Annotated in this window: 13 protein-coding genes; 9 read left to right on the forward strand and 4 right to left on the reverse strand. The window is 64.8% G+C overall.

Annotated elements, in window-relative coordinates; translation table 11 throughout:
• Positions 1–214 precede the first annotated feature (214 nt).
• The gene (locus A3728_RS06025) at positions 215–850 is read left to right on the forward strand and encodes a thiamine phosphate synthase (RefSeq protein WP_067921161.1); all 636 of its coding nucleotides are present in this window, start codon (positions 215–217) and stop codon (positions 848–850) included.
• On the opposite strand, the gene A3728_RS06030 is transcribed toward A3728_RS06025, so the two are convergent.
• On the reverse strand, positions 847–2,172 hold the full coding sequence (locus A3728_RS06030; protein ID WP_067921163.1) for a HupE/UreJ family protein: 1,326 nt from the start codon (positions 2,170–2,172) through the stop codon (positions 847–849). The two genes, A3728_RS06025 and A3728_RS06030, sit on opposite strands and share 4 nt — an antisense overlap.
• On the opposite strand from A3728_RS06030, the gene A3728_RS06035 reads away from it, so the two are divergent.
• The 4 genes from A3728_RS06035 to A3728_RS06050 all read left to right on the forward strand — a co-directional run bounded on the left by A3728_RS06035 (position 2,171) and on the right by A3728_RS06050 (position 5,687).
• The gene (locus A3728_RS06035; RefSeq protein ID WP_067921165.1) at positions 2,171–2,989 is read left to right on the forward strand and encodes a DUF4198 domain-containing protein; all 819 of its coding nucleotides are present in this window, start codon (positions 2,171–2,173) and stop codon (positions 2,987–2,989) included. The two genes, A3728_RS06030 and A3728_RS06035, sit on opposite strands and share 2 nt — an antisense overlap.
• 42 nt (positions 2,990–3,031) lie before the next feature.
• Complete coding sequence (locus A3728_RS06040; RefSeq protein WP_067921167.1) at positions 3,032–3,916, forward strand: PfkB family carbohydrate kinase; 885 nt, start codon at positions 3,032–3,034, stop codon at positions 3,914–3,916.
• Positions 3,913–4,854, forward strand: a complete 942-nt coding sequence (locus A3728_RS06045) for a pseudouridine-5'-phosphate glycosidase (protein WP_067921170.1) — start codon at positions 3,913–3,915, stop codon at positions 4,852–4,854. The genes A3728_RS06040 and A3728_RS06045 overlap by 4 nt, the downstream gene beginning before the upstream one ends.
• 71 nt (positions 4,855–4,925) lie before the next feature.
• Positions 4,926–5,687 (forward strand): DUF502 domain-containing protein, encoded by a 762-nt coding sequence (locus A3728_RS06050; protein WP_082851107.1) that lies wholly within the window; start codon positions 4,926–4,928, stop codon positions 5,685–5,687.
• Positions 5,688–5,694: 7 nt separating this feature from the next.
• Here A3728_RS06050 and A3728_RS06055 read toward each other — a convergent pair whose 3' ends face one another.
• Together A3728_RS06055 and A3728_RS06060 are read right to left on the reverse strand one after the other, a co-directional pair.
• Positions 5,695–6,726 (reverse strand): patatin-like phospholipase family protein, encoded by a 1,032-nt coding sequence (locus tag A3728_RS06055; RefSeq protein WP_067921172.1) that lies wholly within the window; start codon positions 6,724–6,726, stop codon positions 5,695–5,697.
• Positions 6,727–6,795: 69 nt separating this feature from the next.
• Positions 6,796–7,569, reverse strand: a complete 774-nt coding sequence (locus tag A3728_RS06060) for a 3-hydroxybutyrate dehydrogenase (RefSeq protein WP_201722210.1) — start codon at positions 7,567–7,569, stop codon at positions 6,796–6,798.
• A 420-nt stretch (positions 7,570–7,989) separates the two neighbouring features.
• On the opposite strand from A3728_RS06060, the gene A3728_RS06065 reads away from it, so the two are divergent.
• A complete protein-coding gene (locus tag A3728_RS06065; RefSeq protein WP_067921175.1) occupies positions 7,990–9,711 on the forward strand; it encodes an extracellular solute-binding protein in 1,722 nt (573 codons plus the stop codon).
• A gap of 106 nt (positions 9,712–9,817) precedes the next feature.
• Positions 9,818–10,483 (forward strand): aquaporin, encoded by a 666-nt coding sequence (locus A3728_RS06070; protein WP_067921177.1) that lies wholly within the window; start codon positions 9,818–9,820, stop codon positions 10,481–10,483.
• Between the two features lie 9 nt (positions 10,484–10,492).
• Here A3728_RS06070 and A3728_RS06075 read toward each other — a convergent pair whose 3' ends face one another.
• Positions 10,493–11,116, reverse strand: a complete 624-nt coding sequence (locus A3728_RS06075) for a helix-turn-helix domain-containing protein (RefSeq protein ID WP_067921178.1) — start codon at positions 11,114–11,116, stop codon at positions 10,493–10,495.
• A 65-nt stretch (positions 11,117–11,181) separates the two neighbouring features.
• On the opposite strand from A3728_RS06075, the gene A3728_RS06080 reads away from it, so the two are divergent.
• Positions 11,182–12,702 carry a class I adenylate-forming enzyme family protein gene (locus A3728_RS06080; protein ID WP_067921181.1) on the forward strand — a complete coding sequence of 507 codons (1,521 nt, stop codon included), beginning with the start codon at positions 11,182–11,184 and terminating at the stop codon, positions 12,700–12,702.
• A complete protein-coding gene (locus A3728_RS06085) occupies positions 12,699–13,346 on the forward strand; it encodes a DsbA family oxidoreductase (protein ID WP_067921182.1) in 648 nt (215 codons plus the stop codon). Before A3728_RS06080 ends, A3728_RS06085 begins: the two co-directional genes overlap by 4 nt.
• The last annotated feature ends 198 nt before the right edge of the window (positions 13,347–13,544 follow it).

Genomic DNA, 13,544 nt, shown 5'->3' on the forward strand with positions numbered 1-13,544 from the left:
CCGATATTCTCGCCCATCTGGGGCCGAACGAGGACAAAGGCGGGAATGGCCGGGGGCTGGGTTTGTGCGGGGCTGTTCATGCGGGCGTCTTAGTGTGCGCCCTGCCCGCCCGCAAGTCCGCCCGGGCCGCGTTGGGCTGCCGCGTCATTCATATCCGTTTCCTTTTCCCGACTCATCGGCTAGTCGTCTGCCAGCACGACAGAAGGACAGACCGATGGACGCGCCCGAAGAGCCCCAGATCTACCTGATCACACCCCCCGAAATCGAACTGGCCCGCTTTCCCGCCGTTCTGGCGTCGGTCCTTGATGCGCATCCGGTCGCCTGCGTGCGGCTGGCGCTTTCCACCCGGGACGAAGACCGCCTGTCGCGCGCCGCCGATGCCCTGCGCGAAGTGACCCATGCCCGCGACGTGGCGCTCGTCATTTCCGACCACACGCTGCTGGCCGAACGGCTCGGGCTTGATGGTGTGCATCTGGGCGATGCCGCGCGGTCCGTTCGCCATGCGCGCAAGACGCTGGGCGAGGATGCGATTGTGGGCGCGTTCTGCGGCACCTCACGCCATGACGGCATGTCGGCGGGCGAAGCCGGTGCCGATTACATCGCCTTTGGACCGGCCAGCGCCAGCGCGCTGGATGACGGCAGCTATGCCGAAACGGACCTGTTCGAATGGTGGTCGCAGGTTATCGAAGTGCCGGTCGTGGCCGAAGGTGGTCTGGATGACGCCGCGCTCACCCGGCTGGCGCCTTTCGCGGACTTCTTCGGCATCGGCGAAGAGCTTTGGCGCGCGGAAAACCCCGCCGAGGCGCTGGCCCGCAAGGTGCAGGCCATGCGCGCGGGGCTCTCGGGTTAGAGGAACACCCGTTCGATGAACCAATAGGCCCCGACCGCCGCGATCGCGAGCGAGAAGGGCACCGCCACGAAGCGGCGGTAGGGCAAGGTCACATCATCGCGGAACTGCAGCGCCAGACCGCAGGCCGCGAAAAGGGCCGCGATGGGCAGGGCGAAGAGCGCAGGCGGAACTTCTGCCGCGGGCCATGGAAGGAAGGCCGCCGCAAGCGCCAGCACGGTCAGAACGCCGTAGCCCAGGATGGCCGGTTTGACCTGTCCCCGGCCCCGCAACACCCGCAGCGCCCACCACACGCAGGCGGCGGCCACGAGCACCACGGTGACCTGGCCCACTTCGACCCCGATGTTGAAACCGATAAGCGCGGGAATGAACTGGCCCTCGGGCAGGCCGAATTCCTCCAACACGGAGGCAAAGCCCAACCCGTGCAACAGCCCGAAACCGAAGATGACCAGCGGTCGCCAGCGGTTCAGCCCCGAATGAAAGACGTTCTCCACCGCGACATAAACGATGGAAGCCGCGATCAGCGGCTCGACGATGCTGCCGGGTACGTTGACCCAGCCCAGCGCACCCATCGCCAGCGTCACCGTATGGGCCAGCGTGAAGGCCGAGATCTGCCAGATCAGCGGACGCAGATGCGCCGACAGAAAGAACAGCCCCAAGACGAACAGGATGTGATCGAGACCTTTCGGTATGATGTGATCGAACCCGACGGGAATATAGGTCAGCAGCGCGTCCCCTGCCCCTTGGGCATCGCCCCCGTCCAGATTGATTTCGGGCGTGGTGTCGCCGCCTTCGATATAGCCGGTGTAGGGGGCCTCCACCCCCTGCTGGCGCAGGACGAGCGCGCCGGAACCATCGGGCCATGCGACCGTAGCGCTTTGCGGGTCCGACGTGACCTCGCCCCGCAGTTCCCAGGTCGAGATCCGGGGCAGTTCGATATTCACGTTTTCGGGAACCGAAATCGCAACCGTCGACAGCATGAGCGGCGCGCCATCCACCGTCAGCAGCGGCAGATCGTTCCAGCGCTCCAGCAGGCGCGCGGCCTGATCGGCGATTTCCTCCGGCGGGCGGGCGCGCAGGGCATCGTAGACGTCCGCATCGGCCGCATCGTTTGTATCCACCACCGTATCTAGGTCGATCCCTGACAGCAGCGCTTCGAGATTGACCCGCATGACAAGCTCTGCCGCGCCTTCGGCGACGGTCAGGTCAGCGATTGTCGGCTGCACCTCATGTGCACACGCAGGTGTGATCGAAAGAGCCAGCCCGCTTGACAATACCATGGCCCATGTCAGCCTTGCCCATGACCCAAAGAAAGTATTCAGCATGTCCCTGTCCCGTCTCGCCTTAGTGTTAGCCAGTGTTATTGCAGCTAAATCAGTTGATGCCCATGAGTTTTGGCTGGATGCAACCTCGTATCTGGTTGAACCGGGACAGAAAATGTCCGTCAATCTGCGCAATGGCGAGATTTTCGAGGGCATCAAGCTCGCATATTTCCCGAACCGGACGACCCGGTTCGACCTGTCCTTCGAAGGCGTCGTCGTACCGGTTCAGGCCCGCATGGGCGACACGCCCGCGCTGACCATGCTGTCGCCTCCGCGCGACGGGCTTTTGACCGTGGTGCACGAAGCCGCACCCGCCCGGGTGATCTACACCGAATGGGAAAAGTTCGTGGGCTTTACCGAACACAAGGACTTCGCGCAGGTGTCCGAAGAACACGCGGCTGCGGGGCTCGACCAGGACAGGGTCGTGGAAAGCTACACCCGCCATTCCAAGGCGCTCATCGCCGTGGGTGACGGCAATGGCTCCGACGCCCCCATGGGGCTGGAGACGGAACTGGTCGCGCTCACCAATCCCTATACGCTGGCTCCGGCGGAGGAGATGGCCGTCGCCCTGACCTACGAAGGCGCCCCCCGCGTCGATGTGCAGGTGGAAGTCTATGAGCGCGACGCAGCCGACGCTGTAACGGTGACCAAACTGCGCACCGATGCCGAAGGGATCGTCCGGTTCCCGGTCACGCCCGGCCTGACCTATCTGGTGGATTCGGTGGTGATCCGCGATGCGCCCGATACCGGGGGCGACCCCGATGCGCCGCTTTATGAAACGCTCTGGGCCTCGCTCACCTTCGCCGTGCCCGCCGAATAAGGCTGCTTGCGCTTCGTCCCGGCGTGCGGCTAAACCGCCTGGATGGCGCCCCCTGTCGATATCCTTTGCATCGGTTCCGTCCTCTGGGATGTGATCGGACGCTGCGAAAGCCCCATGCGGCAAGGTTCTGACATGCCGGGGCGCATCACACGGTTGCCGGGCGGTGTGGCGCTGAACATCGGGATGGCGCTGGCGCGCTTTGGCCTGTCCCCTGCCTTGCTGAGCGCGGTAGGCCGTGACGCCGAAGGCGACGAATTGATCACCGCCTGCCGGATGCGGGGCCTCGATACCGCGTTCATCTACCGCTCCGACGATCTGCCGACGGATCGCTATATGGCGGTGGAGGGCGCGAACGGCCTGATCGCCGCTATTGCCGATGCCCATTCACTGGAAGCGGCGGGCGACAAGATACTGCGCCCCTTCACCGATGGCACCCTGCCCGCGCCCTATCGCGGAGCCGTAGCGCTGGACGGGAACCTGACGCTCGACCTGCTGTCGCGGATCGCCCGCGACGCCATGCTGGCGGAGGCCGATCTGCGCGTTGCCCCCGCCTCCCCCGGCAAGGCATTGCGGCTGACGCCCTTCATGCAGGCCCGGCGCGGCACGCTTTATGTCAACCTCGAAGAGGCGGGCCTGCTCTGCCAGACCGGTTTTGCCACCTCCCGCGCCGCAGCCGAAGGATTGCTGGCCCGCGGGGCGGTCCGCTGTGTCGTGACCGACGGCGGCGCGCCTGCCACCGTGGGTGACGAAAAGGGCCTGCATACGCTGTCGCCGCCCGAAGTGCAGGTCGCGCGGATCACGGGCGCGGGCGATACCTTCATGGCCGCGCATATCGCGGCAGAACTTGGCGGGCGGCGGGGCGCCGACGCGCTCGAAGACGCCCTGAAAGCCGCCGCACTCTATGTTTCGGGAGAGACCAAGATATGACCGCCCCCGCCCTGCCCCTGCATCTGAGCGATGAGGTCGCCGCCGCCCTGCGTGACAATCGCCCCGTCGTGGCGCTTGAAAGCACAATCATCACCCACGGGATGCCCTATCCGCAGAATCTGGAAGTCGCCCGCGAGGTGGAGGGTGACATCCGCGCCGCCGGGGCCGTGCCCGCCACCATCGCCGTGATGGATGGGCGGCTGCACATCGGGCTAAATGATGAACAGCTTTCCCGACTCGCGCAGGCAAAAGATGTCGCGAAGCTGTCGCGCGCCGATCTGGCCGTCTGCATCAGCGCGGGCGGAACCGGTGCGACCACCGTCGCCGCGACGATGATCGCCGCACGCTGCGCCGGCATCGAGGTTTTCGCCACGGGCGGGGTCGGCGGCGTGCACCGGGGTGCTGCGGAAAGCTTCGACATCTCCGCCGACCTCATGGAACTGGCCCGGACGCCTGTGACCGTCGTCGCGGCGGGTGCGAAGGCGATTCTCGATGTACCGAAGACCCTCGAAGTGCTGGAAACCCAAGGCGTGCCGGTCATCGCCGTCGGGCAGGACAGTTTCCCGGCTTTTTGGAGCGCGCAGTCGCCGCTGAAAGCCCCCCTGCGCCTCGATGATCCGCGCGAGATCGCCAAGGCCCACCGCTTGCGCGCGGCACTCGGCCTTTCGGGCGGGCAACTGGTGGCAAATCCCATTCCCGCCTCGGCGGAAATTTCTGCCGAAGAGATGAACCCGATCATCGCCCGCGCCCAGAAGGACGCGGATGCTGCGGGCGTCGCGGGCAAGGACGTGACCCCCTATCTGCTGCAGCGGATTTTCGAACTGACGGAAGGCCGCTCGCTCACCGCGAATATCGCGCTGGTGCGCAACAATGCACGGCTCGCGGCTGAAATTGCGGCACAACTGGCTATGTTGTCCAACGATAATGTCGCAGGCTGACCGGCTGCCATTGTGGGCCCCGGACAAACCGCTTACCTGTTGACCGAAAATAACAGGACGCACCGCCCAAGATGAATACCCCGTTCGATCCAGAACCGATCACAACGCGCCGCAGTCTCGTGGCGCGGATCCGCGCTTCGTTTCTGACGGGTCTGGTCGTCATCGCCCCCGTCGCGCTCACGCTCTGGCTGATCTGGAGCGTCATCGGCTGGATCGACGGCTTCGTGCTGCCGCTGGTGCCCAAGGCCTATCACCCGGACCGGCTGATTCAGGATTTCCTCGGCCTCGACCCGTCCGTGCAGGTCAACGTGCGCGGCTTCGGCGTCGTGATCTTCTTCCTCTTCACGATACTTATGGGCTGGATCGCCAAGGGGATCATCGGGCGTTCGATGATCCGCTTCGCGGAAAGTCTGGTGGAACGGACGCCGGTGGTGCGTACGATCTATTCCGGGATCAAACAGATATCGGAAACAATCTTCGCCCAGTCCGAACGCAGCTTCGAAACGGCCTGCCTCATTGAATATCCGCGGCGGGGCATCTGGGCGCTTGGGTTCATCTCCACCACCGCCAAGGGCGAGGTGGCGGCGAAGTCCGATCCCAGTGACACGATGGTTTCCGTCTTCGTGCCCACCACGCCGAACCCCACATCGGGTTTTCTGCTTTTCTTTCCGCGCAAGGACGTGATCGAACTGGACATGTCGGTCGAGGATGCCGCGAAACTGGTGATTTCCGCGGGGCTCGTCTACCCGTCCGGGCGGATCGGCGACCCGGAATCGGGCGACTCGATCCTTGAGGTGGGGGATCACACCGACAGGCGCGCGCGCGTCGAATAAAGGCGCGTCAGCCGAACATTTCGGGCAAATCCAGCGTGCTACGCTTGCCGACATGTTCCGCATCCCCGGCGAGGAACGCCTCGGCAGCCGCGATCCCGGCCTCCTTCAATGCGGCGATGACGGCCACGTTGGGCACCAGTTTCGTGGTGACAGACAGTTTCGCCATCAGCGCATCATCCGCGATCATATGCATCCTTATCCGGCTCATCCGGCCCTGCGGCATTGTTCCATCGTCGAGCAGACGCTGCACGAATTCGATGGCGCGCAGTTCGCGCAGCAGGCTGGAGTTGAAGCTGATCTCGTTCACGCGGTTCTGGATCTGCTGGGGTGTGACGGGGATGTCATCGCGCTCCATCGGGTTGATGCTGACCACGAGAATGTCATCGGGCAGGTCCTTGGCGAAGAGCGGAAAGAGCGCCGGGTTGCCGGTAAACCCACCATCCCAGAACGCCTCGCGCCGACCCGTTTCGCTGTCGTCGATCTCCACCGCCTTGAACAACGTGGGCAGACAGGCGGAGGCCATGATGGCTTCCCCGCTGATCTCTTCATCCTTGAAGATGCGGATCTTGCCGTTGCGCACCCGCGTCGCCCCCACGAAAAGCCGCGGCGCGTCGCTGTGGCAAATCCGGGCATAGTCGAACTGGGCGACGATGTCCGTCAGCGGATTGCGATAGAAGGGGCCGTAGGCATAGGGAGAGATCGCGCTGGAAAGCGTATCGGCCAGCGTCACCGGCCAGGAATAGGAAAGCGCATGGCTCAGCGCGCCCACGCCGAAGGGTGCCAGCCAATGAGCCATCCGCAGGTCCGACACGCCGGATACCTGCGTCCAGAGCCAATCGAGGTTTTCGCGCGCGGCCTCGCGGCCGCCCTTCGCCATCCCGGCCTTGAGCGCGGCACCGTTTAAGGCACCGGCGGAAGTGCCTGAAATGGCGCAAATTTCAAGCTCCGGCTCCTGCAGGAGCCGGTCCAGCACACCCCAGGTGAAAGCGCCATGAGCGCCGCCGCCCTGCAGGGCAAGGTTGATGCGTTTGGGTGCCATGAGGTGACCTCCGAAATAGGTTGCGCCGCCTCCGACAGAGGCGGCGCGATGCGCGGGCCCTGTGTGGGGTCAGAGAGCCGTCCAACCCCCGTCGACGCTGATCGTCGTGCCGGTGATCTGTGCTGCCGCGGGCGAACACAGGAAGGTGGCGGTGCCGCCCATCTGTTCGACGGTCGCGAATTCGCGGCTGGGCTGGCGCGTCAGCATGACCTGCTCGATGACGTCTTCGCGGCTCATGCCGTATTCCTTCATCGTATCGGGGATCTGCTTTTCCACGATCGGCGTCAGCACGTATCCCGGGCAGATGGCGTTGCAGGTGATGTCTTCCTTCGCCGTTTCCAGCGCGGTCGTCTTCGTCAGCCCCACGATACCATGTTTGGCCGCGATATAGGCCGCCTTGAAAGGCGACGCGGTGAGGCCATGGGCGGAGGAGATGTTGATCACCCGCCCCCAGCCCGCCTTGCGCATTATCGGCAGCGCGACGGCGGTGGTATGAAAGGCCGAAGACAGGTTGATGGCGATGATCGCATCCCATTTCTCGACCGGAAATTCGGGGATCGGCGCCACATGCTGGATCCCTGCATTGTTCACGAGGATATCGCACCGTCCGGCATCCTCGATCAGGCGGCGGCACTGATCGGGTTTTGACATATCGGCCTGAATGTAGCGCGCGGAAACGCCGAACTCCTCCGCGATGCCGGAGGCGAGTTCGTGGTCGGCGCTGTCATCCGTGAAGGAGTTGAGCACGATGTCCGCCCCCGCCTGCGCCAGTTCGCGGGCAATGCCCAATCCGATTCCGGAATTGGATCCGGTGATGACGGCGGTCTTGCCGGACAGGTCGATCGTATAGGCCATGGGTGCGCTCCTTCATCGGCGTTCTGCATGCGCAGCATGTCATGCTGCAGAGGCAAGGCAAACGGTTTTCGGGGCGCTTTGGTTTCCGACAGACCGCCAAAGGGGTCACGAGGGCAAAAAAAAACGCCCGCACGAAGCGGGCGTTAAGTTATTGAGGCAGGTTTCATACAGGCAAGAAACCTATCGAGCAGTGCCCTCTTTATAAGCAAACTCTCGCAGCAATCCAAGCTAAAAGTTTGATATGGCGGGAAAGCCCGGTTAAGCACAAAGCCAATAAAACAAGGCGCGGGTGGAATTGTTTCGAAAATGTATAGTTATAATTTCCTGACCACACGGTGTGTTGCAGCCGCTTTTTCACTGATTCTTTTCGGCAGTGCAGCGCAAGCGGAATCGACACATGGCATATCCATGTATGGTGAGCCCGCGTTACCCCCAGATTTTGTGTCGCTCCCCTATGCGAATCCCGATGCCCCGACAGGAGGTGATATTACGCTGGGCAATACCGGGGGTTTCGACAGCCTGAATCCCTTCGTGCGCAAGGGGACGGCTCCCTGGCAGTTGCCGTTCTTCACGCACGAAAGCTTGATGGGCCGTTCTTGGGACGAGCCTTTCACCCTCTACGGGCTGTTGGCCGAATCGGTCGAAACCGCCGAGGACCGTTCGTGGGTCGAATTCACCCTGCGCGAGGGTGCCGCCTTTTCCGACGGAACCCCCGTCACGGTCGAGGATGTGATCTTTTCCTATGACCTGTTGGGCACCGAGGGGCATCCCCGCTACCACGGGCTGCGCCAGCAGATCGAACGGATGGAACAGACCGGCCCACGCCAGGTCCGCCTGTATTTCAACGAGGACAACCGCGAATTGGCCCTGCTGGCCGGTATGCGGCCGATTCTCAGCAAGGCGCAGTGGGACGGCAAGGATTTCGCCAATGCGCCCTTGGCGGAGGTCCCTCTTGGCACCGGGCCCTATGTCGTCGCGGATTATCAGGCCGGAAAACAGGTCACGCTGAAGCGTAACCCCGACTATTGGGGCACGGATGTGCCGTTCCGTCAGGGCACGCATAATTTCGATAGCATCCGCCTCGATTTCTACGGCGACGCCAATGTCATGTTCGAAGCGTTCAAGGCGGGCGAAATTTCGGCCCTGAGGGAGTTCAACGCCGAAACATGGAACACGCAGTACGACTTCCCCGCGATCCAGCGGGGCGAGGTGGTCAAATCGGTGTTTCCGCATCAGAAACCCTCAGGCATGACCGGCTTTGTCATGAATACCCGGCGCGCGCCTTTCGATGACTGGCGGGTGCGGGACGCGATGATCCATGCCTTCAATTTCGAGTTCATCAACGAGACATTGACCGGCGGCGCACAGCCACGGATCACCTCCTACTTCTCCAATTCGGTGCTGGGGATGCAGGAGGGTGCCGCGACAGGCGATGTAGACGCCCTGTTGGCCCCCTATGCGGATGATCTGCCCCCGGGTACGCTCGATGGCTACGCCCTGCCCGTCAGCGACGGCTCGGCCCGCAACCGCGCGGGCATCCGCACCGCGATGAAGCAGCTTCAGGCCGCCGGCTACACGGTCGAGGACGGCACCATGCGCGGACCGGACGGCGCGCCGCTGGCCTTCGATATCCTGCTGTCGAAGGGCAGCGCCGAGAACATGGCCATTGCCGAGCTCTATCTTCAGGCGCTGCGGCGGCTGGGCATCGACGCACGGATCGAAACGGTCGACGACGCGCAATTCGTGGCGCGCAACGCCGAATATGATTTCGACATGACCTTCTTCCGCCGCGCCCTTTCGCTGAGCCCCGGCAACGAGCAACGCTACTACTGGGGGTCGGAGGCCGCCGACCAACCGGGCGCGCGCAACCTGATGGGGGTCAAATCCCCGGCCATCGACGCCATGATCGACGCCATGCTGAACGCCCGCGATACCGAAGCCTTCACCGCCGCGACCCGCGCGCTGGACCGGCTTTTGACGGCGGGGCGCTACGTGGTGCCCTTCTGGCTCTATAACGAGGACCGGATCGCCCATGACGCGCGGATGAAATACCCCGATACCATCCCGCTCTACGGGGACGGGCCAAACTTCATGCCAGAGGTCTGGTGGTGGGGTCCGGCAGCCGAATGACGCGCGAGGAGCGTCACATTGTTGTTACATGGGCCGCCTATAGCGCGGGCATGAAGACGCAACACAGCCTCCCTGCCCCGTTTTACCGCCCCCCGGGGCCGATGTCATCATGACCCGCGCCTATTGGGCCGAGGCGCTGGGAACCGCGCTGCTGCTCGTCTCCGTCATCGGATCGGGCGTCATGGGTGTTTCGCTGGCGCAGGGCGACATGGCGCTGACGCTGCTCGCCAATGCGATTGCCACGGGCTGTATGCTCTATGTCATCATCACGGTACTGGGGCCGCTGTCGGGGGCGCATTTCAACCCGGCGGTCTCTCTGGCCTTCGCCCTGCGGGGGGAGCTCGGCTGGCGCGATTTCACCGGCTACGTCGCGGCACAGCTGGGCGGTGGGCTGGTGGGGGTCTGGATCACCCATCTGATGTTCGATCTGCCGGTCTGGCAATGGTCGCTGACCGCGCACCGGACCGGCGGCGCGCAGTGGTTTTCGGAACTGGTGGCGACGCTGGGGCTGCTCATGGTGATCTTTGGCGGGTTGCGCGCCCGGGCCGAAGCGGTCCCGACGCTGGTGGCGCTCTATATCACCGGGGCCTATTGGTTCACCGCCTCCACCAGTTTCGCCAATCCGGCGGTGACGGTGGCGCGCGGCTTTTCGGATACTTTTGCCGGGATCACCCCGGCGCATATTCCGGCCTTCGTGCTGGCGCAGCTTTTGGCCGTGGGCATCGCGCATTTCGGGCTGCGCGCGCTTTTCGGGGATCAATCGTGCGCCTGAACAGGCCCTTCAGGTAAGGCTGGTGACCCAGAGGATCGTCGCGTCGTCGGCGCTGACGGAGATGACGTTGTGCCCCATGGTGGCGTCGTAATAGGCGCTGTCGCCCCGCCGCAGCTCCGCCGGTTCGTAGAACTCGGTATAAAGCCGCACGACGCCCGTCAGCACATAGAGGAACTCCTCCCCGTCGTGGCGCACCCAGCCGTCGAACTCGTCCATCGTGCGGGCCCGTACCCGGGCGCGGTAGGGTAGCATCCGCTTGTTCAGCAGCGCATCCCCCAGCAATTCATGTTCATAGGTGATCGTGGCCGTCGCCCGCCCCTCGCCCGCCCGTGTCAGCGTCATCCGCCCGCCGGTCCGCCCCTCCGAGGGCGGGGTGAAAAGCTGCGGCACGGAGATTTCCAGCCCGCCCGCCAGCTTCTTCAGCGCGTCGTAGGTGGGGGACATCTGGCCATTTTCGATCTTGCTGAGGGTGGACCGCGCCATGCCTGCCTGCCGCGCAGCCTGTTCCAGCGTCCAGCCGCGGCCCTTGCGCAGGTCCCGCACCCGCGCCCCGAGGTCGAGCGGCGGCACCTGCTCCACCTCTCCGTTGCCACGGGACAACTGTATCAATGAGGATTGCGGCAGATCGGACATGGCAGCGGCTATAGCGTCCCGCCCGGGCGCTTGCAACGGCGACGCCCCCGGGCTAGCCAGTCGCGATGCTGTCTATCACCGACAATGGCGGGTTTTCCGCCCCGCCCGCGCACTTCAACATGGCGGCCCATGTGCTGCGCCATGCCGCCGCACTGCCCGACAAGACCGCACTGCGGATTCTCTCCTCCGAAGGCGGCGAAAGCTGGAGCTTCGCGGAACTGTCCGCCGCCGTGCGGGGCACGGCCACGGGGCTTTTGCGCCATGGGCTGACCCCGGGGGATCTGGTACTGCTGCGGCTGGGCAATACCGTCGATTTCCCGGTCGCCTATCTGGGGGCGCTGGCAGCCGGACTTGTCCCGGTGCCGACCGCCGCCGCGCTGACGGCGCGTGAAACGGCCCGCATCATCGGCGAACTCGATCCGGCGGTTATCCTGCACGACCCGGAGGTGCCCTGCCCGGAGGATCCGCGCTGCCTGACGCTGGCCCAGATCCGCGCGTGGCACGACCTGCCCCCCGCCGAGTGGCACATGGGCGATCCCGAACGGCTGGGCTATATCGTCTATACCTCCGGCACCTCGGGCAAACCTTCCGCCGTCATGCATGCTCACCGGGCCATCTGGGCGCGGCAGATGATGTTCGACGGCTGGTATGACCTGCGCTCCGAAGACAGGCTGTGCCACGCGGGCGCGTTCAACTGGACCTATACGCTGGGCACCGGCCTGATGGATCCCTGGACGATGGGGGCCACCGCCCTGATCCCATCACCCGGCACGCCACCGGGCGCATTGCCCGCGCTGTTGGCAGAGGCCGCAGCGACGATTTTTGCCGCCACGCCGGGGGTTTACCGGCAAATGATGAAGTCCGGCAAAATCCCGCCCCTGCCGGCCCTTCGCCACGGGCTGAGCGCGGGCGAAAAGCTGCCCGAGGCCACGGGCAGCGCTTGGCGCGACGCAACGGGAACGGAGATTTACGAGGCCTACGGCATGTCCGAATGCTCCACCTTCATCTCTGCCTGCCCGGCGTATCCCGCCGCCCCCGGCACGCTGGGCCAGCCCCAGCCCGGTCGCCGCGTGGCCCTGCTGGGCGATGATGGCCCCGTTCCGCGCGGCACGCCCGGCCTCATCGCCGTGCACCGCTCCGAGCCGGGGTTGATGCTGGGCTACCGCGGCGCGCCCGAACAGACGGCGGAGCGCTACCGCGGCGATTGGTTCGTGACCGGGGATACCGGCGTGATGGATGAGGACGGGCAGATCGCCTACCTCGGCCGGACGGACGACATGATGAACGCGGGCGGCTTCCGGGTCTCGCCGCTCGAAGTGGAGGCGGTCATGGCGGGCCATCCGCAGATCGAGGCCGTGGCGGCGGCAGAGGTCGCGGTGCGCACGGATGTCACCGTTATCGCCGCGTTCTACACCGCACCCGACGGGCCACTGGACGAAGAGGCGCTGCACAGGTATGCCCAGACGTCGCTGGCGCGCTACAAGCAACCGCGCCTTTATATCCATGTGCCGGCCCTGCCCGTCGGCGCGAACGGCAAGTTGCTGCGGCGCAAGCTGCGCGAGGAATACGAGGCCCGCACACCATGACCGAGACCACGACCGTCAAGCTGGACATCATGTCCGATCCGATCTGCCCCTGGTGCTATATCGGCAAGGCCCATCTGGACAAGGCGCTGGCCGAACGCCCCGATCATCCCTTCACGATCGAATGGCACCCCTTTCAGCTCAACCCCGAAATGCCCGCGGGCGGCATGGACCGGCGCGCCTATCTGGAGGCCAAGTTCGGCGGCCAGCAGGGGGCTGTCAAAGCCTATGCACCGGTGGTCGAACATGCCGAGAAGGCCGGGTTGAAGATCGACTTCGAGGGCATGAAGCGCACGCCGAATACGCTGGACGCGCATCGCCTGATTCACTGGGCCGGGATAGAGGGCCGCCAGACCGCTGCCGTCTCTGCCCTGTTCACCGCCTATTTCGTCGACGCACGCGATATCGGCGACCACGAAGTGCTGGCGGATGTCGCCGACGGGATCGAGATGGACGCCGCCGTGGTCCGTCGCTTGCTGGAATCGGACGTCGATGCGCAGGAGATCCGGGACCGGGATGCCCACAGCCGCAGCATGGGGATCAACTCCGTCCCGACCTTCATCGTGGGTGGCCGCCACGCTGTTCCGGGCGCGCAGCCGCCGGAGCTTTGGGCGAAGGTTATCGCGGATATCGAGGCGCTGGACTGACCTTTGCCGCGACGGCGGGCGCCTTACCGAATGATGTCGTAGCGTTTGCAGACGGCACCCGGGCGTCTGCGGTAAGTCTCGAAACCCATCGCCGCATAGTAAGCGAGGGCGCCTTCGTTCGTGGCCCCGATCGTAGCGTCGATCTGCGCTATCCCCGCCCCCCGTGCCGAGGCGCGCGACGCGGCGAAGAGGGCCCGG

Origin of the sequence: Sulfitobacter sp. HI0040 (assembly GCF_001634885.1) — a bacterium.
Classification (GTDB): domain Bacteria; phylum Pseudomonadota; class Alphaproteobacteria; order Rhodobacterales; family Rhodobacteraceae; genus Sulfitobacter.